Below are 19,987 nucleotides of genomic sequence, written 5' to 3'. Positions count from 1 at the left end.
CTGCGTCCATTATCCATGAAAGAAAAAAAGAGGCCCGCCGACATCTACATGCGCTTTTTGCGCCTGACCGATGCGCTGCGCGGCCTGCCTGCGCTGCCGTCGCTCGATCCCCTGGAAGAACGCATACTCACACTGATCGCGCGCGCGTCGCAGGAACAACGCCGCCTGTCTGTGCGCGATGTGATGGCGGTGGACAGCATAGGGTCGCCCGCGACCTTGCACGCACGCTTGAAATCGATGCGCGAGAAAGGCTGGGTACTGCTCGTCGATACCGAGGACGCGCGCCGCAAGCAGGTCGAACTCAGCCAGGCGGCGTTGTCGCATTTCGACCGCTTGTCGGAATGCCTGGTGGAAGCGGCGCGCAAGCCCTGAGCTGCAGCGCCGCAAAACGCCGCAGCGCAGGCTTATTTTCCAATACAGAAGCTCGAAAAGATCTCGCCCAGCAGATCGTCGCTGGTGAACTTGCCCGTGATGCTGGACAGGCTGTCATGCGCCAGCCGCAGTTCTTCCGCAAACAGGTCCAGCACCCGGTCGTCGTGTTCCGCGTGCGCAGCGGCAAGCTCCAGGTGTTCCGCCGCGTCTTGCAAGGCGTGCAGGTGCCGTTCGCGCGCGAGCCACGGAGATTCTCCCCCGGGATTCCAGCCCGCGATGCGCAGCAATTCGGCGCGCAATTCGTCCAGGCCCGCGCCGCGCTTGGCCGAGATGCCAAGTTCCTGAGGAGCGGCGGCAAAAGGCGTGGCTAGCAGATCCACCTTGTTGAAGACCTTCAGCACAGGCGTGCGCGGCGGCAGGCGCGCCGTGATCTGGGCGTCCAGCTCGTCGCCAGGCTGGGTGGCATCCTGCAGATGCAGGATGACGTCGGCACGCTCGATTTCCTGCCAGGTGCGCGCAATGCCTATGCTTTCCACCGTGTCCTCGGTTTCCCTGAGCCCGGCGGTATCGACGATGTGCAGCGGCACGCCGTCGATGTGGATTTCCTGCACCACCTTGTCGCGGGTGGTGCCTGCGATCGGGGTGACGATGGCGATGTCGTCACCGGCCAGCGCATTGAGCAGGCTGGACTTGCCGACGTTGGGCTGGCCGGCCAGCACCACGTGCAGGCCTTCGCGCAGAATCACGCCCTGGCGCGCCTGCGCAATCAGCTTGGCGAGGTCCGCGGTCAGCGCCTCCAGGGTCGGGCGGGCTTGATACTTTTCGAGGAAGTCGATTTCCTCTTCGGGGAAATCCAGCGTCGCTTCGACCAGCATGCGCAAATGGATGATGCGGTCCGACAGGTCGTTCACGCGCGCGGAAAAGTCGCCCGACAGCGACGCCATGGCGCCGCGCGCGGCGGCCACCGACGAGGCCTCGATCAAATCGGCTACGGCTTCGGCCTGAGCCAGGTCCATGCGGTCGTTGAGGAAGGCGCGGCGCGTGAACTCGCCCGGCTCGGCCAGCCGGATGCCGAGGTCGCGGCCGGCGGCCAGACAGCTTTCCAGCACGCGGCGCAGCACGGCGGGGCCACCGTGCCCTTGCAGTTCCAACACGTCTTCACCGGTATAGGAATGCGGCGCGCGGAAATAGATGGCGATGCCTTCGTCCAGCAATTCGCCCGTACCGGATTTGAACGGCAGGTAGTGCGCATGGCGCGGCGTGAGTTCGCGTTGGAACAGGCGGCGCACGAGTTCGGACAGGTCCGTGCCGGAGATGCGGACGACGCCGATACCGCCTCTTCCGGGGGCGGTTGCGATGGCGGCGATGGGGGCGTAGGCGGACATATTTCGGGCAAGGCAAGGCGAGAACAATAAGGGAATATAACTGTTGCGCCGTCCCTTGTTTGCTGGTTAATGTGGCCCGGAGGTTCAAAACCCGAAACAATCCAGGGAGATCACAATGGCATCTCGGTTTTCGCGTGTCTTGGCCTGCGGCTCAGCCGCGGTGATGTTGGCCTTCGGCACCTTCAGTTCGGCTATGGCCCGCGATCTGGTGATCGCCTTGAAGACCGAACCCTCCTCGATGGATCCGCAGTATCACGCGCTCACGCCCAATACGCAGATCTCCCAGACCATTTTCGATACCTTGGTTGCCACCGACGCGCAGCTCAAGCCGCAGCCCGCGCTGGCCGAGTCCTGGACCGTGGACGGCAAGGTGTGGACCTTCAAGCTGCGCCCCAATGTGAAGTTCTCCGACGGCACGCCGTTCACCGCGGAAGACGTGGTCTTTACGTATGCGCGGGTCCCCAAGGTGCCCAACAGCCCTTCGCCGTTCACGCTGTATCTGGGTTCGGTCGAGAAGACCGAAGCGGTCGATGCCAGCACCGTGCGCATCACCACCAAGGACGTGGCGCCGAACCTGCTGGTCAACCTGGCGCAGTTGCCCATCATGTCAAAGAAGGCGGCGTCCGGTCCTGCGGCAGAAGGCAAGACGACGACGGAACTCAATAGCGGCGACGGCCTGATCGGCACCGGTCCCTACAAGTTCGTGTCCTGGAAGCGCGGCGCCGAATTCGTGCTGGCGCGCAACGACAACTATTGGGGCAAGAAGCCAGAATGGGACCGCGTGGTCTACCGTCCCATCAGCAACGCGGCCGCGCGCGTGGCGGCGCTGCTTGCTGGCGACGTCGACATGATCGAGGATCCCCCGACCGACGACCTGCCCAAGCTCAAGGGCGACAAGAAACTCTATGTAGAGGAAACGCCGTCGGTGCGTGTCGTCTACGTGGCGCTGGACCAGTTCGCCGAGCCCTCGCCAGGCGTGCAAGGCACCGAAAAGAACCCCATGAAGGACAAGCGCGTGCGCGAAGCGTTGTCGCTCGCCATCAACCGCGATGCGCTGGTCGAGCGCGTGATGGGCGGGGTGGCGTTGCCCGCGGGCAATCTGTTGCCCTACCCCATGTTCGGTTCCAGCAAGGAGCATTCCAAGGCTCCCAAGGCCGACGTGGAAAAGGCCAAGGCCTTGCTGAAGGAAGCCGGCTATCCCAACGGGTTCTCCATCACGCTGGGTTCGCCGTCGGGCCGCTACGTCAATGATTCGAAGGTGGCGCAAGCGATTGCGTCGATGTGGACCCGCATCGGCGTGAAGACCAGCGTGGATGCGATGGCGCCCCCGGTGTTCTTCAAGAACCGCGACAGCTATGCGTTCTCGGCCTATCTGGCGGGCTGGTCCGTGACCAGTGGCGAAATGTCCAACGCGCTGACCTCGCTGCTGGTGACGCGCAATCCCGAAGCGGGCTTGGGCACCACCAACCGCAGCCGCTACTCCAATCCCAAGATGGACGCGCTGGTGAAGGAAGCGTCGTCGACCATGGACGATGCCAAGCGTGCGGACCTCTTGTCCAAGGCCAGCAACATCGCCATGGATGACTACGCCATGCTCCCTGTGCATTTCGAGTTGTCGGTATGGGCAATGAAGAGCGACATCCGCTATCAAGGCCGCCCAGACCAAGTCACGCTCGCACAGTTTGCAACGCTGAAGAAGTAAGGCGCTAGTGCTTGCAACGATCGTAAGAAGGCTGCTGCAGACCATCGTCGTCATGCTGGTCATGTCGGCGCTGGTCTTTGCCGGCATCTACATGGTGGGCGACCCGGTGTCGATGCTGGCCAGCCCGGAAGCGACCGAAGCGCAGCGCGCCGCGGTGCGCGCATCGCTGGGCCTGGATCTGCCGCTGTGGCGGCAGTACCTGATCTTCATGGGCCAGGCGGTGCGCGGCGATTTCGGCAACAGCTTCCTGACGGGCGAACCGGCCATGAGGCTGATCCTCGAGCGCATGCCGGCCACGGTGGAACTGGCCTGCGTGGCCATGCTGCTGTCGGTGCTGATCGGCGTGCCGCTGGGCATCTTGGCGGGGCTCAAGCCCAAGGCCGTGGGTTCGCGCGCCATCATGACGGGCTCGGTGCTGGGTTTCTCGCTGCCCAACTTCTGGGTCGGCCTGATGCTGATCATGGTGTTCGCGGTGATGCTGGGCTGGGTGCCGGCCGGCGGGCGCGGCCAGACCGTCAGTATTGGCTCGCTGCAGTTGAGCGTGCTGACCTTGGACGGCTGGCTGAGTTTGGCGCTGCCCGCGGCCACGATTGCCTTCGCCAAGTGCGCGATGATCATCCGTGTGACGCGCGCCGCCACGCGTGAAGCCCTGCCCATGGACTACATCAAGTTCGCGCGCGCCAAGGGCCTGTCCGAAAAGCGCGTGCTGGGCGTGCATCTGCTCAAGAACATCCTGATTCCCGTGGTGACGGTGGCTGGCCTGGAATTCGGCCAGGTGATGGCCTTCGCGGTCGTCACGGAAACCGTGTTTTCGTGGCCGGGAATGGGCAAGCTGCTGATCGATTCCATCATCAACCTGGACCGTCCGGTGGTGGTGGCGTATCTGCTCTTGATCGTGTTCTTCCTGGTCATGTTGAATCTGGTGGTGGACATCATCTACACGGTGCTGGACCCCCGCGTACGTTTGGATAGCCGCCGATGAACACACCCGCCACCGCCGCCGCGCCCCCGGTTCAGGCCAAGGAGCAAACACCGTGGCGCCGCTTCCTGTCGGACTTCTTCGCCAGCAAGCTGGCCACGCTGGGCTTGATCATGCTGGTCCTGATCGTGGGAGCCGCGCTGCTCGCGCCATGGATCGCGCCGCAGAATCCCTATGACCTGGCGACGCTGGACATCATGGATTCCAAGCTCAAGCCGGGTAGCGAAAGCGGCGACGGCAGCATGCGCTATTGGCTGGGTACCGATGGCCTGGCGCGCGACCTGTTCTCGGCCATTCTGTATGGCATGCGCACCAGCCTGCTGGTGGCCAGCGTGTCGGTGCTCGCTGCCTTCGGCATCGGCGCTACGGTGGGCCTGATCGCAGCCTACTTCGGCGGCCGCATCGATGCTTTGCTGATGCGGGTTGTGGATATCCAGTTGTCGTTCCCCGCCATCCTGGTTGCGCTGATGTTGCTGGCGATTCTGGGCAAGGGTGTGGATAAGGTGATCATCGCGCTGATCGTGGTGCAGTGGGCGTATTTCGCGCGCGCCGCTCGCGGTGCCGCGCTGGTCGAGCGCGGCAAGGAATACGTCGAAGCGGCGCGCTGCATGTCGCTGTCCTGGGGGCGCGTGCTGTTTCGCCACGTGCTGCCCAACTGCATGCCGCCCTTGATCGTGATCGCCACCATCGACCTGGCGCATGCGATTGCGCTGGAGGCCACGCTGTCGTTCCTGGGCGTGGGCGTGCCGGTGACGGAGCCGTCGCTGGGCATGCTGATCTATAACGGTTTCGAGTACCTGCTGTCCGGTCAGTATTGGATCTCCTTCTTTCCCGGCATCGCGTTGGCGCTGGCCATCATCGCCATCAATCTGGTGGGTGACCATCTGCGCGATGTGCTCAACCCGCGCCACGCGAATTGAGGGCGGGCGCAATGCAGACACCTGTGGAAAAGTCCCTGGCGACGCCCATACTCGAGGTGCATGGCCTGAAGACGCACTTCTACACGCGTAATGGCGTGGTGAAGGCGGTGGATGGCGTGGACCTGATGCTCGCCGAAGGCGAGATCCTGGGGCTGGTGGGCGAATCGGGATCGGGCAAGAGCATCACCGGCTTTTCGCTGATGGGTTTGCTGGACGAGCCGGGCCGCATCGTCGACGGCACCTTGCGGCTCAACGGCGAGGACCTGCGCGGCGCGACGCCTGCGCGCTGGCGCGAGCTCAGGGGCCAGGAGATCGCGATGATCTTCCAGGATCCGATGATGACCCTGAACCCGGTGCTGCGTGTCGATACGCAGATGATCGAGGCGGTGCAGGCGCACAGCAAGGTATCGCGCGAGCAGGCGCGCCAGCGCGCGCTGCAGACGCTCGCCATGGTGGGTATTCCCTCGCCCGAGGAGCGCCTGCGCACCTATCCGCATCAATTGTCAGGCGGCATGCGGCAGCGCGTGGCGATCGCGATTGCGCTTTTGAATTCGCCGCGCCTGATCATCGCCGACGAGCCCACCACGGCGCTGGATGTGACCATACAAGGCCAGATCCTGTTCGAAGTGCAGAAGCTGTGCCGCGAGACCGGCACCGCCCTGATCTGGATCACGCACGACCTGGCGGTGGTGGCGGGGCTGGCGGACCGCGTTTCGGTCATGTACGCGGGACGAGTGGTGGAAACGGGCACGACGCAGGCCGTCATCAGCCATCCCATGCATCCCTACACGCATGGCCTGATCGCTTCCATTCCCACGCCCGAATCCCGCGGCAAGCCGCTGGTCCCGATTCCCGGCATGACGCCGTCGCTGCTCAACCTGCCGCAAGGCTGTGCGTTTCGCGGGCGATGCCCGCGCGCCACCGACGCCTGTCTGGTCGAACCGCAACCCGTGGAGGTGCGCCCGGCGCAATGGGTGCGTTGCTGGCATGCCGGAGGACCAGATACCAAATGAATGCCGCAGAACGAGATCCCGCCGTTCCTATCCTGTCGTTGCGCGAGGTCGAGTTGCGCTTCGTGCAGCCCGTGGACCTGGCCGGCCGTATCGCCAACCTGCTGGGCGCGGGCTTGAAGACGCAGGTCGTGCATGCAGTGGCGGGCGTGGACCTGGATGTGCGGCCGGGCGAAGTGATAGGTATCGTGGGCGAATCCGGCTGTGGAAAATCCACGCTGGGCCGCATCGTGTCCGGCATTCTGCCGCCGACCGCGGGCGAAGTCAGCTACAAGGGCCGCGCTGTGAAGGCCATGGCGGGTCCGGAGCGGCGCGCCTATGAGCTGGGCGTGCAGATGATCTTCCAGGACCCGTATGCCTCGCTGAACCCGCGCATGCGCGTACGCGAGATCATCGGCGAGGCGCCCGTGGCACACGGCCTGGTTCGCGCGCGCGACAAGGCCGAGTACGTGGCCGGCCTGATGCGCCAGGTGGGGCTGGATCCGGCTTTTGCACAGCGTTATCCCCATCAATTCTCCGGCGGCCAGAGGCAGCGCGTAGGCATTGCGCGGGCGCTCGCGCTCAAACCCTCGGTCATCGTCTGCGACGAGGCGGTCGCCGCGCTGGACGTTTCGATCCAGGCGCAGGTGCTTAATCTGTTCGAACGGTTGCGCGCGGACCTGGACCTGACCTATCTTTTCATCAGCCACAACCTCAGCGTGGTCAGTCACATCTCGGACCGCGTGGCCATCATGTACCTGGGCCGTGTGGTGGAGCTGGCGCCTACCGACACGGTCTTCCAGCGCGCCAACCATCCGTACACGCAGGCCTTGCTGAAGGAACTGCCGACGCTGCAGCCGGGGCGACGCACGTATCAGCCCATCAAGGGCGAACTGCCGTCGCCGCTGGACCCGCCGACGGGCTGCGCCTTCCACCCGCGTTGCCCGCATGCGATGCCGCGCTGCAAGGCCGAGCGGCCGCTGCTGCGCGAAATTGCCCCGGGCCAGTTCAGCGCCTGTCATCTGAACGATATGTGAATTCAACCCTTACGCCTTATCCACAGCCATGAAAACCATAGACGAAATCGAACGCGCCCACGGCGACCTTACCGCATTGCGACGGGATATCCACGCCCATCCTGAGCTCGCCTTCCAGGAAACGCGCACGTCCGCGCTGGTCGCGGAGCGTCTGCGCGGCTGGGGCCTGGAAGTCCACACCGGGCTGGGGAAAACCGGCGTGGTGGGTGTTTTGCGCGGCGGCAGCGGCAAGAAGACCATCGGCCTGCGCGCCGACATGGATGCGCTGCCCATGCCCGAGCACAATCGCTTTGCGCACAAGTCCACCATCAGCGGACGCATGCATGGCTGTGGCCACGACGGACACACCACGATGCTGCTGGGGGCGGCGCAATACTTGTCCACACATCGCGATTTCGATGGCACGGTGGTGTTCATCTTCCAACCGGCCGAGGAAGGCGGCAACGCTGGCGCGCGCGCCATGATGCAGGACGGCCTGTTCGATAAATTCCCTTGCGACGCGGTGTTCGGCATCCACAACATGCCTGGCATGCCCGTCAACCAGTTCGGTTTCCGGGCGGGGCCGACCATGGCATCCAGCAACCGCTGGGATATCGTCATCAAGGGCGTGGGCGGCCACGCGGCGCAGCCGCATGCATCGGTGGACCCCATCATTGTCGCGGCCGACATGGTGCACGCCCTGCAGACGGTGATCTCGCGCAGTAAGAACCCGTTGGAACAGGCTGTGCTGTCGATCACGCAGATCCATGCGGGCGACGCCTACAACGTGATCCCGGGTGAAGCCGTGTTGCGCGGCACCGTGCGCACGTATTCGGTGGAGACCCTGGACAAGATCGAGGCCGACATGCGCCGCATCGCGACGACCTTGCCGCAGGTCTACGGCGGTACGGGCGAACTGGATTTCGTGCGCGCGTATCCCCCTCTGGTGAACTGGGAAAACGAAACCGCCTTTGCCGCCCAGGTCGCCGAAGACGCGTTCGGCGCTGAAAACGTGCAGCGCGAGATGCCGCCCTTCATGGGGGCGGAGGACTTTTCCTTCTTCCTGGAGGCGGTGCCCGGGACCTACCTGTTCCTGGGCAACGGCGATGGCGACCACCGCATGGAGACCTATCACGGCATGGGTCCGTGCCAGCTGCACAACCCGAATTACGACTTCAACGACGCCCTGCTGCCGGTGGGTGCAACGTATTGGGTAAAACTGGTTCAGGCGTTTCTGCCGAAGTCCTGATCCACGCAAGTCTTTGATTTAAAAGGCGCGGGCTCTTAACAGCCCGCGCCTTTTTTCGTGGCGATGCCCAGTTGTACACAGGCTGTCCACCTGCTATTCACCGCCTATCCACCGGGATATCCCCCGACAATCCACCGCTTTTCCCTGGCTTGCCACCAGGCTTATCCCAAGACTTATCCACAGGCTTGAATGCGATGGCAGCCGTCCCCCATATGACGCGCAGGCTTGAACAAAGGCCGAATAAATCGTTTGCGTAGGGGTCGCGCGTTTTCATAATGGATCGTTCCTGAGCCGGCCTGGCCGGTATTCGCGCAAGGAGCGATCCATGTCCCAGAGCAACGCGCTGCGCCGGTCCGAGGCGTATGCCGAACCCGCGGCGCAAGCCTTTTCGATCCGCCCGCTGGCCGCCGTGACCGGCGCCGAAATCATCGGCATCGATCTGTCGCGCGAGCTGACCCCGGCCGATTTCACGCAGGTGCATCGCGCCCATCTGGACCATCACCTGCTGGTGTTCCGCGATCAGCGCATCACGCCGCAGCAGCACGTTGATTTCAGCCGCCGTTTTGGACGCCTGATGATCCACGTGCTGCATCAATTCCATCTGCCTGGGCATCCCGAGATCCTCATCGTTTCCAACATCGTTGAAGACGGCAAGCCTATAGGGCTGGGCGATGCCGGCAAGTACTGGCATTCGGATATCTCGTACAAGGAACTGCCCAGCCTGGGTTCGCTGCTGCACGCGCAGGAGCTGCCCGCGCAAGGTGGCGACACGCTGTTCGCCGACATGCATGTGGCGTACGACACCCTGCCTGCCGCGTTGCGCGACGCCATCGAAGGCAAGCGCGCCGTGCATTCCTACCTGGCCAAGTACGGCCAGCTGCAGAAGGAAGGCTCGTGGCGTCCCAACCTCAGCGCGCAACAGGTGGCGCAGGTGCAGGAAGTAGTGCATCCGGTCGTGCGCACGCATCCGGAGACCGGCCGTCGCGCGCTGTTCGTCAGCGAAGGCTTCACCACCCGCATCGAGGGCCTGCCCGAAGACGAAAGCCGCCAGATCCTGGACGAGCTGTTTGCCCACAGTATCCGGCCCGAACACATCTACCGCCACCAATGGCAGCCGCATGATCTGGTGTTCTGGGACAACCGCTCGTTGATCCATCTGGCCGGCGGTACGCCGGACCACCTGCGCCGCAAGCTGTACCGCACGACGATCGAAGGCGACGTGCCGTTCTGACGTCCTGCTCTCCTAAATTTCGCGCAAAACCATTTATCCACAGGGTCCGCCATGGGTTTTTCCTCCGCTGTACGTGATCGTTTGGTCCAGGCCGCCACCGGCGCGGGCCTGGCGCTGATACTTGCCGTGCTGGCGCTGGCTTCGCCCACGCCGGCCATGGCGGAAGGCCGCATCCGCATCGCCGAACAGTACGGCATCGTGTACCTGCTGTTGAACGTGGCGCGCGATCAGCAGCTGATCGAGAAGCACGGCAAGGCCGACGGTGTGGATATCTCGGTCGAGTGGGCCAAGCTGTCCGGAGGCGCCGCCGTGAATGACGCGTTGCTGTCCGGGGCTGTGGATATCGCGGGGGCGGGCGTCGGACCGCTGTTGACGATCTGGGACCGCACGCGCGGCAAGCAGAATGTGAAGGGCGTGGCCTCGCTGGGCAATTTTCCCTATTACCTGGTCAGCAACAATCCCAACGTGAAGACGATTGCGGACTTCACCGACAAGGACCGTATCGCGGTGCCAGTGGTGGGCGTGTCGGTGCAATCGCGCGTGCTGCAGCTGGCGTCGGCCAAGCTGTGGGGTGACGCGCAGTTCAACAAGCTGGACAAGATTTCGGTCGCTCTGCCGCATCCCGACGCGGCCGCCGCCATCATCGCGGGCGGCACCGAAATCACGGGACATTTCGGCAACCCGCCGTTCCAGGAGCAGGAGCTGGCCGAGAATCCCAAGGCGCGCATCGTGCTCAATTCCTATGACGTGCTGGGCGGGCCCAGTTCGTCCACGGTGCTGTTTGCCACCGAGAAGTTCCGCAAGGAAAATCCCAAGACCTACAAGGCGTTCCAGGCCGCGTTGAAGGAAGCGGCGCAGTTCGCCGCCGCCAATCCGGAACAGGCCGCGGATATCTATCTGCGCGTCACGGGCGCCAAGCTGGACCGCGATTTCCTGATCAAGGTGATCAAGAACCCCGACGTGCAGTTCAAGCTGGAACCGCAGAACACCTACGCGCTGGCCGAGTTCATGCACAAGGTGGGCGCGATCAAGAATGCGCCGGCCAGCTGGCGCGACTACTTCTTTGACGATCCCCTCACGGCCCAAGGCAGCTGAAATGGGCTTGAGCGCTGCGTCCCCTGTGGATAACGCCGAAAAGACCACGCCTTTGCTGGCTGTGGATAAGGTGTCGATCGAATACAAGACGCGCGAACGGCGCGTGCGCGCCACGCATCAGGTCAGTTTCGACGTGCACGATGCCGAGCGTTTCATCCTGCTGGGCGCGTCCGGTTGCGGCAAGTCCACGCTGCTCAAGGCGATCGCGGGCTTCATTGAACCGACCGAAGGCCGCATCGCGGTCGATGGCAACGCCGTACGCGGCCCCGGGCCTGACCGTATCGTGGTGTTCCAGGAATTCGACCAGCTGCCGCCATGGAAGACGCTGCGGCAGAACGTGGCGTTTCCGCTGGTGGCTTCGCGCAAGCTCGGCCGACGCGAGGCCGACGAGCGGGCCATGCACTATCTGGACAAGGTCGGGCTGTCCGCGTTTGCCGATGCCTATCCGCATACGCTGTCCGGCGGTATGAAGCAGCGCGTGGCGATCGCGCGCGCCCTGGCGATGCAGCCGCGCGTGCTGCTGATGGACGAGCCTTTCGCGGCGCTGGACGCATTGACGCGGCGCCGCATGCAGGAAGAGCTGCTGGCATTGTGGGAAGAGGTGCGCTTCACGCTGCTGTTCGTCACCCATTCGATCGAAGAGGCATTGGTGCTGGGCAGCCGCGTGCTGCTGCTGTCGCCGCATCCGGGCCGCGTGCGCGCGGAGCTGAACGCTCATGCCTTCGGACTGCACAGCCAGGGCTCGGCTGCGTTCCAGTCCGCGGCCCGGCGCGTCCATGATCTGCTGTTCGACGTGGCGGCGGCGGAACCGCCCGCTGAACGGGCCGCGGCCTGAAGGACTCCCGCATGAACAACGCATATGCAGGCGCCGTGCCCATCCGTCCCGAAGCGGAGTACGAGCTGCCGCCCTTGCCTGCACAGGCGGCCGAAGCGCCCCTGCCCTGGCATGAACGCCTGTGGCAGCACGCCAGCCTGCGCAAGCTGGCGATCCTGGCGCTGTTGGCCGGCATCTGGGAGCTGGCGGCGCGCTATACCGATAACGACCTGCTGCTGCCCAGCGCATCGCAAACGGCGGTCGCCCTTGTGCAGGGCATCGCCGGCGGCGAGCTGCTGGCGCGCGCCGGGCAATCGCTGCGCGTGCTGGCGCAGGGATATGCGGCGGGTGTGTTGCTGGCCTTCGTGCTGACCACGCTGGCGGTGTCGACGCGTTTCGGGCGCGATCTGCTGTCCACTTTGACCGCCATGTTCAATCCCCTGCCCGCGATCGCGCTGCTGCCACTGGCGTTGCTGTGGTTCGGCCTGGGCGAAGGCAGCCTGGTGTTCGTGCTGATCCACTCGGTGCTGTGGGCGCTGGCGCTGAACATGTACGCGGGTTTTCTGGGGGTATCGGATACCTTGCGCATGGCGGGCCGCAACTATGGGTTGAGCGGCCTGCGCTACGTGTTGCAGATTCTGGTGCCTGCCGCCTTGCCCGCCATTCTGGCCGGACTGAGGATAGGCTGGGCCTTTGCGTGGCGCACATTGATCGCCGCGGAACTGGTATTCGGAGCTTCCAGCGGCAAGGGCGGGCTGGGCTGGTACATCTTCCAGAACCGCAACGAGTTATACACAGATCGCGTGTTCGCGGGGCTGGCGGCGGTGGTGATTATCGGACTGCTTGTGGAAAACCTGGTGTTCGATACCGTGGAGCGTTTCACGGTCAGGCGCTGGGGCATGCAGCGCTGATAGCCTCGGCGCAGAGCCGCGCAGCAGTCAAAAAAAGGCGGCCCCGAGGGGGCCGCCTTGCACTTGTGTACGTCGCGGATTACAGCTTCAGTCCCAGCGCCTTGGCCACGCCGGCGGCGTAGGCAGGATCGGCCTTGCGGAAGTGTTCCAGCTGGCGGCGCTGGATTTCTTCCGGCACGCCAGCCATGTGGCGGCCGATGTTGCCGAACAGCAGCTCCTGCTGTGCGGGCGTCATCAGGCGGAACAAGGCGCCCGGCTGGGAGTAGTAGTCATCGTCCACGCGGTGGTTCCAGCGCGCTGCGGCCTGGCCGTCCAGCGCCAGCGGCGGCTCGCCTGCCGAGGGGGTTTCCTTCCACTCGCCCGCGCTGTTGGGCTCGTAGTTCAGTGTTGCACCGACGTTGCCGTCGACACGGCCGGCGCCGTCGCGATGGAAGCTGTGGAACGGGCAGCGCGGCGCGTTCACCGGGATCTGGTGGTGGTTGATGCCGAGGCGGTAGCGGTGCGTGTCGCCGTAGGAGAACAGGCGGCCTTGCAGCATCTTGTCCGGCGAAAAACCGATGCCGGGGACCACGTTGGCCGGCGTGAAGGCGGCCTGCTCCACCTCGGCGAAGTAGTTCTCGGGGTTCTTGTTCAGCTCCAGCACGCCGACTTCGATCAACGGATAGTCGCCGTGCGGCCAGACCTTGGTGAGGTCGAAGGGGTTGATGTGGTACGTCGCGGCTTCGGCCTCGGGCATGATCTGCACCTTCAGCGTCCACTTCGGGAAGTTGCCCTTTTCGATGTTCTGGAACAGGTCGCGCTGCGAGCTTTCGCGGTCATGGGCGACCACTTGCGCCGCTTCCTCGTCGCTCAGACAGGCGATGCCTTGCTGCGACTTGAAATGGAACTTCACGTAGAAGCGCTCGCCGTCCTTGTTGATGAAACTGAACGTGTGCGAACCGAAGCCGTGCTGCTGGCGCAGGTTGGCCGGAATGCCGCGGTCGCTCATCAGGGTGGTGACCTGGTGCAGCGATTCGGGATTGAGCGACCAGAAGTCCCAGGCGGCGGTGGCGCTGCGCAGATTGGTCTTGGGGTCGCGCTTCTGCGTGTGGATGAAGTCCGGGAATTTCAGCGGATCGCGAATGAAGAAGACCGGCGTGTTGTTGCCGACCAGATCCCAGTTGCCTTCCTCGGTGTAGAACTTGATGGCGAAGCCGCGCACGTCGCGCTCGGCGTCGGCCGCGCCGCGCTCGCCGGCCACGGTCGAGAAACGCAGGAACAGCGGGGTCTGCTTGCCGACTTGGGAAAAGATGTTGGCGCGGGTGTAGCGCGAGATGTCGTGGGTGACGGTAAAGGTGCCGTAGGCGCCCGAACCCTTGGCGTGCACCACGCGTTCGGGGATGCGTTCGCGGTCGAAGTGGGCGAGCTTTTCAATCAGCCAGAAGTCTTCCAACAGCGCCGGGCCGCGCGGGCCGGCCGTCAGCGTGTTGTTGTTGTCGGCCACCGGCGCGCCAGCGGCGGTGGTCAGATGCGTCTTCTTGTCGGTCATAGCACACTCCCTATGAAATGCCTGGAATGCGGGGCCGCAGAAGGGCCCGCGCCGTGTCTGGGATAGCCCGGCATTGCCGGCCTGGGGCCATCTCCGACACATCATAGGGGTCTTGCCTTACTGTGTGAAGTTGATTGATCTATAAAACCTGATAAAGAATAACTATCAAGAAAATCAGGGATCGGCATCGGAAGGCGGCCGCGGGGCGAAAAAAAACCGGTCCGCAAGGGACCGGTTTCTGGTGCGGGAGCAGATATCAGCGGTTGGCTGCGGCTTCCGTCTTGCGCTGCATGGCGCGGGTGATGGACCACTGCTGGGCGATCGACAGGGTGTTGTTGACGCACCAGTAGAGCACCAGGCCGGCCGGGAAGAAGAACATCATCCCGCCGAACACCAGCGGCATGATCATCATGACCTTGGCCTGGACGGGGTCCGGGGGCGTCGGGTTCAGTTTGATCTGCAGGAACATGGTGGCCATCATGATGGCGGGCAGAATGAAGTACGGATCGCGGATCGACAGGTCGTGCACCCACAGGATCCACGGCGCGCCGCGCATTTCCACGCTGGCCAGCAGCACCCAGTACAGCGAGATGAACACCGGGATCTGCACCACCATGGGCAGGCAGCCGCCCAGGGGATTGATCTTCTCGGTGCGGTACATCTCCATCATGGCCGCGTTGAGCTTCTGCTTGTCGTCGCCGTACTTTTCCTTCAGGGCCTGCAGGCGCGGAGCCACCTGCTTCATGCGGGCCATGGAGCGGTAGCTGGCGGCGGCCAGGGGATAGAACACGGCCTTGATCAGCACGGTCAGCGCAACGATCGTCCAGCCCCAGTTGCCCAGGATGGAATGCAGCCAGGTCATCAGCTTGAACAGCGGCTTGGCGATGATGGTCAGCCAGCCATAGTCGACCACCAGTTCCAGGCCGGGGGCCAGGGCGGCCATGGCCTTCTGGTCCTGGGGACCGACCCACAGGTGCGAATCCACGCGCGTGGCGGCGCCAGGGGCGATCTCGCCCACGGCCTCGATGCTGCGCGCGGCGTACAGGTTCTTCTGCACTTCCAGCAGTTCGTTGGTGCGCGGCTTGCCCTGCGGGGGCACCCAGGCGGTGGCGAAGTAGTGCTGAACCACGGCGATCCAGCCGTTGTCCGATTGCTTGATGTAGCTGGCCTTCTTCTTTTCGATGTCGCTGAAGGTGATCTTCTGGAACTTGTCCTGTTCCGAGTAGACGGCGAAACCGGTGAAGGTGTGATAGAAGCTGGACGTGTCGGCGGGGTCGTTGCCGTCGCGTTCGAGCTGCAGGTACAGGGCGGGCGACACGGGGCCGGCGCTAACGTTGGCCAGGTCGTGGCGCACGTCGATGTCATAGCGGCCGCGGTGCAGGGTAAACGTCTTGGTGACCTTCACGCCGCCCGATTCGCCTTCGAAGGCGACCACCAGGTTGTCGCCGGTCAGCTGGCGCTCCGAGGACACGACGCGGAAAGGCGTCTGGTGCGTGGGGAAGCTCTGGCCGTTGGGGGCGCCGACCACGCCGGTCTGCACCACATAGTTCAGGCCGGCGGCGCGGTCCAGCAGCACCGTGGGCTTGTCGGGCTGGCCGGTGGCCGGGTACTTCAGCAGTTCGGCGCGCACCAGCTGGGCGCCCATGGTGTCGAACGTCAGGCGCAGCACGTCGGTCGTGATGACGACCTCTTCCGAGCGCGCGGCAGCAGGTGCGGCGGCACCAGGCACGGCGGACGCGGCGGCAGCCGCCGGGGCGGGCGTGCTGGGCACCGAAGGCGTTGCGTTGTTCGCGGCGGCCTGCGGCTCGCTCGTGGTGGCGGCAGGCGTGGGGCCGAACAGCGACGGCTTGCCGTTATGGATCTGCCAGTTGTTCCATAGGAGCAACAGCGAGAAGGAAAAAATCATCCAGAGGACGGTTCGTCGGATATCCATGGTGCCTACTGAGGTGAATACGGGCCAGCAAAGCCCGCCAGTTTAGCGTCAATCGTGCTCGGTGCGGTGGCTGTGGGAACAGCACGAGGGGCCATTGGTTCCCTTGGACGGCGGAACCGGGTCCAATCCGCCCGGCGACCAAGGGTGGCAGCGGCCGATGCGCCGGACTGCCAGCCAGAAGCCGCGCCAGGCGCCGTGGCGCTCGATCGCTTCGATCGCATACGCCGAGCAGGTCGGGGTAAAGCGGCACTGCCGGCCGATCCAGGGGCTCAGGAAAAACCTGTAGAACCGGATCGGGGCAATGAGTAAAGCCTTGATCATCGCGCTATCCGCTCAAAGTGAGCGTCCACTTCGGCTCTGGCCGCGCGTTTCAGCGCGGTAAGCGTGGCGGGCGCAACCTTGCTATGCAGGCGCACGACGTAATCTTTGGCCGGCAATCCCAGGCGCCGGTGGCGGAACGCTTCGCGGATGACCCGCTTGATGGCGTTGCGCGTACTGGCGTGGGCGGCGAACCGCTTGGCGATCACCAGGCCCAGACGCGCGCAGGCGTCCTGGCCGGGAGGCAGATCATTGGGAGCCGCGCTCACAATGAAGAACGCCCCTCGGGCAAGACGCCGGCCTTTGAGGGCGGCGGCGAACTCGGAGGGGCGATGCAGCCGCGCCTCCGGCGGAAGCGTGGAGCGCGGCATGGACTGCAAAATCAGGCGTCAGGCTTTTCCGGACAAGCCGGAAAAACAGGACTTAGACGGCCAGACGCTTGCGGCCCTTGGCGCGGCGGGCGTTCAGGATGGCGCGGCCAGCGCGGGTTTTCATGCGCACGCGGAAACCATGGGTGCGCTTGCGACGGGTAACGGAAGGTTGGTAGGTACGTTTCATGGACGATCCACAAAAAGAACAAAAGTCAGAAGGGACCTGCCCGGAAGGGTTCCTGGTCGCGTATTCAGGAAGCGGGTATCTAATGAGCATTTTTGCAACAGGTGCAAAAAAACAGCTCGTAGACGGGGCTCTGACCGGGAAACCCCGGGCGACCTATTAGAAGCAAAACCAGGCAGTTGCTTGGGCGGTAGGCATCGTTAGACACCACCGCCAACAAAGCGCGGCTAAGCTCTCTGTGGAACCTTCTGACAGACAGAATTCGGAAAAGCCCACCATTTCAGCAAGTTTTCCCTGTCTTGTCAAACAGTTAAGACTGCGCCACGCGGACGCTTATGCCCTACCCTGTGGATAACCCCAGCCCAGGCAAGGTAGAATCGAGGTTTGAATAAGAGCGACATGAAAGAATTCTGGCAGACCTGCGTCAGTCGTCTTGAGCAGGAACTCCCCCCCCAACAAATCAGCGCGTGGATACGACCGCTGGTCCCGCTTGCGTACGACGAAACGCAGGCGGTGCTGCGCGTTGCCGCTCCCAACCGGTTCAAACTGGATTGGGTACGGAAGAACTTTTCCCACCAGATCGAAGCGTTGGCCGCGGAGTGGTTCGAGCGTCCGGTGCAGGTGCTGTTCGAGTTGCCGACGCAAGGCGCCACGCCGCGCATGCCGGTCGCGCCCGTACGCGCCGCACCCGCGGCGCCCGCGTATCCGTCCGCTGCTTCCCCTTCAGGCGGCGCGCCGCCACCGATGGCCCCGGTAGCGCCTGCCCCCGCGGCCCCGGCGACCACGGCGGCCGCGCAAGCGGTGAACGCGGACGCGGCAAGCATCGTGTACGAGCGTTCGCGCCTGAACACCGACCTGACGTTCGAGAACTTCGTGACGGGTAAGGCGAACCAGCTGGCGCGCGCCGCTGCGTTGCAGGTGGCCGAGAACCCTGGCACGTCCTACAACCCGCTGTTCCTGTACGGCGGCGTGGGCCTGGGCAAGACCCACCTGATCCACGCCATCGGCAATGCGATGGTGGCGGCGGGCACCGGCGTGCGCGTGCGCTACGTGCATGCCGACCAGTACGTGTCCGACGTGGTGAAGGCCTACCAGCGCAAGGCGTTCGACGACTTCAAGCGTTACTACCATTCGCTCGACCTGCTGCTGATCGACGATATCCAGTTCTTCTCCGGCAAGAACCGCACGCAGGAAGAATTCTTCTACGCGTTCGAAGCAATGGTGGCCCAGCGCAAGCAGATCATCATCACCAGCGATACCTATCCGAAGGAACTGTCGGGCATCGACAGCCGCCTGATCTCGCGCTTCGACTCCGGCCTGACGGTGGCCATCGAGCCGCCGGAACTGGAAATGCGCGTGGCGATCCTGCTGCGCAAGGCGGAATCCGAAGGCGTGCCCATGCCCGAGGAAGTGGCGTTCTTCATCGCCAAGCATCTGCGCAGCAACGTGCGCGAGCTGGAAGGCGCGCTGCGCAAGGTGCTGGCCTATGCGCGCTTCCACGGCCGCGACGTGCTCACGGTGGATGTCTGCAAGGAAGCCCTGAAGGACCTGCTGTCCGTGTCCAACGGCCAGATCACCGTGGAGAACATCCAGAAGACGGTGGCGGATTTCTACAAGATCAAAGTGGCCGACATGTACTCGAAACGCCGGCCCGCCAATATCGCTTTGCCGCGCCAGGTCGCGATGTACCTGGCGAAGGAGCTGACCCAGAAAAGCCTGCCGGAAATCGGCGATCTGTTCGGTGGCCGTGATCACACCACCGTGCTGCATGCCGTACGCAAGATTTCCGACGCCCGCGCCAAGCAAGCGGAGCTCAACCATACCCTGCACGTGTTGGAACAAACTCTAAAAGGATGAACATGCAACTCGTACAAACCACACGCGATGCATTGCTGAAACCGCTGTCGACTGTGGCGGGCATCGTCGAAAGACGCCATACCCTGCCCATCCTCGCGAACATCCTGATGCGCAAGGAAGGCAACAAGGTTGCCTTCATTGCGACCGACCTGGAAGTACAGATCACCACCCATGCCGACTTCGGCGTGGGTCAAGACAACGAATCCACCACGGTCGCGGCGCGCAAGCTGCTGGATATCCTGAAGGCTTTGCCGGACACCGGCGACGTGCGCCTGGCGCTGGCCAGCAACAAGCTGTCGGTGCAGTCGGCCAAGAGCCGCTTCGCCCTGCAGACGCTGGCCGCCAGCGAATTCCCCACCGTGGCCCAGCCCGAGCAGTGGGACGTGTCGCTGACCATGCCGCAGCGCACGCTGCGCCACCTGTTCAACATGGTGCACTTCGCCATGGCGCAACAGGACATCCGCTACTACCTGAACGGCATGCTGCTGGTGTTTGAACCGGGCCGCGTGCGCGCGGTCGCCACCGACGGCCACCGCCTGGCGCACTGCTCGACCGAAGCCGACGGCATCAGCGAACGCCATGAAGTGATCGTGCCGCGCAAGACCGTGCTGGAAATGCAGCGCCTGCTGGAAGACTCCGACGAGCCCGTTTCCATCGACGTGGCGCCGGGCCAGATCCGCTTCCGCTTCGGCGACGTGGAACTCGTCTCCAAGCTGGTGGAAGGCAAGTTCCCGGACTTCACGCGCGTGATCCCGACCAACTACACGCGCCATTTCCTGGTCGGCCGCGAAGCGCTCCAGGGCAGCTTGCAGCGCGCCGCCATCCTGACCACCGACAAGTTCAAGGGCGTGCGCCTGCAACTGGCGCAGAACCAGATGAAGATCTCGTCCTCCAACGCCGAGCAGGAAGAGGCGCAGGAAGAAATCGACATCGACTACGGCCATGAAGCCCTCGATGTGGGCTTCAACGTCGGCTACCTGCTCGACGTGCTGTCCAACGTCAAGGTGGACAACATCCAGTGGTCGGTCATGCCCGACGCCAACGCGTCTGCGCTCATCACCCTGCCCGAAGACGACCAGTTCAAGTACGTCGTCATGCCCATGCGGATTTGATCCGCGCCCATCGTGGGTTTG

General features: G+C 64.0%; 19 protein-coding genes. 13 read left to right on the top strand and 6 right to left on the bottom strand.

Annotated elements, in window-relative coordinates:
• The first annotated feature begins 15 nt into the window (after positions 1 to 15).
• Positions 16 to 372 carry a transcriptional regulator gene (locus ACM1PE_RS29025; RefSeq protein WP_054455821.1) on the top strand — a complete coding sequence of 119 codons (357 nt, stop codon included), beginning with the start codon at positions 16 to 18 and terminating at the stop codon, positions 370 to 372.
• Positions 373 to 404: 32 nt separating this feature from the next.
• Here ACM1PE_RS29025 and mnmE read toward each other — a convergent pair whose 3' ends face one another.
• Entirely contained in the window at positions 405 to 1,757 is a 1,353-nt protein-coding gene (gene mnmE / locus ACM1PE_RS29020) for a tRNA uridine-5-carboxymethylaminomethyl(34) synthesis GTPase MnmE (RefSeq protein ID WP_419341839.1), read from the bottom strand.
• A gap of 115 nt (positions 1,758 to 1,872) precedes the next feature.
• Here mnmE and ACM1PE_RS29015 point away from each other — a divergent pair, with 115 nt between their 5' ends.
• From ACM1PE_RS29015 to ACM1PE_RS28970, 10 genes are all read left to right on the top strand, one after another.
• Positions 1,873 to 3,459 (top strand): ABC transporter substrate-binding protein, encoded by a 1,587-nt coding sequence (locus tag ACM1PE_RS29015; RefSeq protein WP_059376302.1) that lies wholly within the window; start codon positions 1,873 to 1,875, stop codon positions 3,457 to 3,459.
• A 7-nt stretch (positions 3,460 to 3,466) separates the two neighbouring features.
• Positions 3,467 to 4,441: an ABC transporter permease gene (locus ACM1PE_RS29010; RefSeq protein WP_059376304.1), complete on the top strand. Its 975-nt coding sequence runs from the start codon at positions 3,467 to 3,469 to the stop codon at positions 4,439 to 4,441.
• On the top strand, positions 4,438 to 5,358 hold the full coding sequence (locus ACM1PE_RS29005) for an ABC transporter permease (protein ID WP_059376306.1): 921 nt from the start codon (positions 4,438 to 4,440) through the stop codon (positions 5,356 to 5,358). The genes ACM1PE_RS29010 and ACM1PE_RS29005 overlap by 4 nt, the downstream gene beginning before the upstream one ends.
• A gap of 11 nt (positions 5,359 to 5,369) precedes the next feature.
• Positions 5,370 to 6,371 carry an ABC transporter ATP-binding protein gene (locus ACM1PE_RS29000; RefSeq protein ID WP_059376308.1) on the top strand — a complete coding sequence of 334 codons (1,002 nt, stop codon included), beginning with the start codon at positions 5,370 to 5,372 and terminating at the stop codon, positions 6,369 to 6,371.
• Entirely contained in the window at positions 6,368 to 7,384 is a 1,017-nt protein-coding gene (locus ACM1PE_RS28995) for an ABC transporter ATP-binding protein (RefSeq protein ID WP_059376313.1), read from the top strand. Before ACM1PE_RS29000 ends, ACM1PE_RS28995 begins: the two co-directional genes overlap by 4 nt.
• A 28-nt stretch (positions 7,385 to 7,412) precedes the next feature.
• Positions 7,413 to 8,612: a M20 aminoacylase family protein gene (locus tag ACM1PE_RS28990; RefSeq protein ID WP_059376315.1), complete on the top strand. Its 1,200-nt coding sequence runs from the start codon at positions 7,413 to 7,415 to the stop codon at positions 8,610 to 8,612.
• A gap of 325 nt (positions 8,613 to 8,937) precedes the next feature.
• A complete protein-coding gene (locus ACM1PE_RS28985) occupies positions 8,938 to 9,843 on the top strand; it encodes a TauD/TfdA dioxygenase family protein (RefSeq protein ID WP_059376317.1) in 906 nt (301 codons plus the stop codon).
• Between the two features lie 51 nt (positions 9,844 to 9,894).
• The gene (locus ACM1PE_RS28980) at positions 9,895 to 10,938 is read left to right on the top strand and encodes an ABC transporter substrate-binding protein (protein WP_059376320.1); all 1,044 of its coding nucleotides are present in this window, start codon (positions 9,895 to 9,897) and stop codon (positions 10,936 to 10,938) included.
• A gap of 1 nt (position 10,939) precedes the next feature.
• Positions 10,940 to 11,773: an ABC transporter ATP-binding protein gene (locus tag ACM1PE_RS28975; protein WP_059376322.1), complete on the top strand. Its 834-nt coding sequence runs from the start codon at positions 10,940 to 10,942 to the stop codon at positions 11,771 to 11,773.
• Positions 11,774 to 11,784: 11 nt separating this feature from the next.
• Positions 11,785 to 12,663, top strand: a complete 879-nt coding sequence (locus tag ACM1PE_RS28970; protein ID WP_419341832.1) for an ABC transporter permease — start codon at positions 11,785 to 11,787, stop codon at positions 12,661 to 12,663.
• 79 nt (positions 12,664 to 12,742) lie between these two features.
• Here the strand turns inward: ACM1PE_RS28970 and ACM1PE_RS28965 are convergent, their stop codons facing one another.
• The 5 genes from ACM1PE_RS28965 to rpmH all read right to left on the bottom strand — a co-directional run bounded on the left by ACM1PE_RS28965 (position 12,743) and on the right by rpmH (position 17,000).
• A complete protein-coding gene (locus ACM1PE_RS28965) occupies positions 12,743 to 14,191 on the bottom strand; it encodes a catalase (protein ID WP_419341830.1) in 1,449 nt (482 codons plus the stop codon).
• A gap of 256 nt (positions 14,192 to 14,447) precedes the next feature.
• Entirely contained in the window at positions 14,448 to 16,124 is a 1,677-nt protein-coding gene (yidC, locus tag ACM1PE_RS28960) for a membrane protein insertase YidC (protein ID WP_059376335.1), read from the bottom strand.
• Positions 16,125 to 16,172: 48 nt separating this feature from the next.
• A complete protein-coding gene (gene yidD / locus ACM1PE_RS28955; RefSeq protein WP_059376344.1) occupies positions 16,173 to 16,445 on the bottom strand; it encodes a membrane protein insertion efficiency factor YidD in 273 nt (90 codons plus the stop codon).
• Entirely contained in the window at positions 16,442 to 16,813 is a 372-nt protein-coding gene (locus tag ACM1PE_RS28950; protein WP_013397083.1) for a ribonuclease P protein component, read from the bottom strand. Before ACM1PE_RS28950 ends, yidD begins: the two co-directional genes overlap by 4 nt.
• Before the next feature lie 52 nt (positions 16,814 to 16,865).
• On the bottom strand, positions 16,866 to 17,000 hold the full coding sequence (gene rpmH, locus ACM1PE_RS28945; protein WP_003816025.1) for a 50S ribosomal protein L34: 135 nt from the start codon (positions 16,998 to 17,000) through the stop codon (positions 16,866 to 16,868).
• Between the two features lie 396 nt (positions 17,001 to 17,396).
• Between rpmH and dnaA the strand changes: the two genes are divergently transcribed.
• Complete coding sequence (gene dnaA, locus ACM1PE_RS28940) at positions 17,397 to 18,854, top strand: chromosomal replication initiator protein DnaA (protein WP_419341800.1); 1,458 nt, start codon at positions 17,397 to 17,399, stop codon at positions 18,852 to 18,854.
• 2 nt (positions 18,855 to 18,856) lie between these two features.
• Positions 18,857 to 19,966 carry a DNA polymerase III subunit beta gene (gene dnaN, locus ACM1PE_RS28935; RefSeq protein ID WP_054455945.1) on the top strand — a complete coding sequence of 370 codons (1,110 nt, stop codon included), beginning with the start codon at positions 18,857 to 18,859 and terminating at the stop codon, positions 19,964 to 19,966.
• The last annotated feature ends 21 nt before the right edge of the window (positions 19,967 to 19,987 follow it).

The organism is Achromobacter sp. PD1, assembly GCF_048541815.1.
Lineage (GTDB): Bacteria > Pseudomonadota > Gammaproteobacteria > Burkholderiales > Burkholderiaceae_B > Achromobacter > Achromobacter bronchisepticus_A.
This window is presented reverse-complemented; position numbering and strand designations above follow the sequence as displayed.

Bases quoted from the DNA above. Each gene is read 5' to 3' on its own strand.
- ACM1PE_RS29005 (WP_059376306.1), top strand. From the start codon at position 4,438: ATGAACACACCCGCCACCGCCGCCGCGCCCCCGGTTCAGGCCAAGGAG.
- ACM1PE_RS29000 (WP_059376308.1), top strand. From the start codon at position 5,370: ATGCAGACACCTGTGGAAAAGTCCCTGGCGACGCCCATACTCGAGGTG.
- dnaA (WP_419341800.1), top strand. From the start codon at position 17,397: ATGAAAGAATTCTGGCAGACCTGCGTCAGTCGTCTTGAGCAGGAACTC.
- ACM1PE_RS28950 (WP_013397083.1), bottom strand. From the start codon at position 16,813: ATGCCGCGCTCCACGCTTCCGCCGGAGGCGCGGCTGCATCGCCCCTCC.
- ACM1PE_RS29025 (WP_054455821.1), top strand. From the start codon at position 16: ATGAAAGAAAAAAAGAGGCCCGCCGACATCTACATGCGCTTTTTGCGC.
- yidC (WP_059376335.1), bottom strand. From the start codon at position 16,124: ATGGATATCCGACGAACCGTCCTCTGGATGATTTTTTCCTTCTCGCTG.
- dnaN (WP_054455945.1), top strand. From the start codon at position 18,857: ATGCAACTCGTACAAACCACACGCGATGCATTGCTGAAACCGCTGTCG.
- ACM1PE_RS28980 (WP_059376320.1), top strand. From the start codon at position 9,895: ATGGGTTTTTCCTCCGCTGTACGTGATCGTTTGGTCCAGGCCGCCACC.
- mnmE (WP_419341839.1), bottom strand. From the start codon at position 1,757: ATGTCCGCCTACGCCCCCATCGCCGCCATCGCAACCGCCCCCGGAAGA.
- ACM1PE_RS28970 (WP_419341832.1), top strand. From the start codon at position 11,785: ATGAACAACGCATATGCAGGCGCCGTGCCCATCCGTCCCGAAGCGGAG.
- ACM1PE_RS28985 (WP_059376317.1), top strand. From the start codon at position 8,938: ATGTCCCAGAGCAACGCGCTGCGCCGGTCCGAGGCGTATGCCGAACCC.
- ACM1PE_RS28975 (WP_059376322.1), top strand. From the start codon at position 10,940: ATGGGCTTGAGCGCTGCGTCCCCTGTGGATAACGCCGAAAAGACCACG.
- ACM1PE_RS28995 (WP_059376313.1), top strand. From the start codon at position 6,368: ATGAATGCCGCAGAACGAGATCCCGCCGTTCCTATCCTGTCGTTGCGC.
- ACM1PE_RS29015 (WP_059376302.1), top strand. From the start codon at position 1,873: ATGGCATCTCGGTTTTCGCGTGTCTTGGCCTGCGGCTCAGCCGCGGTG.
- rpmH (WP_003816025.1), bottom strand. From the start codon at position 17,000: ATGAAACGTACCTACCAACCTTCCGTTACCCGTCGCAAGCGCACCCAT.
- ACM1PE_RS28990 (WP_059376315.1), top strand. From the start codon at position 7,413: ATGAAAACCATAGACGAAATCGAACGCGCCCACGGCGACCTTACCGCA.
- yidD (WP_059376344.1), bottom strand. From the start codon at position 16,445: ATGATCAAGGCTTTACTCATTGCCCCGATCCGGTTCTACAGGTTTTTC.
- ACM1PE_RS28965 (WP_419341830.1), bottom strand. From the start codon at position 14,191: ATGACCGACAAGAAGACGCATCTGACCACCGCCGCTGGCGCGCCGGTG.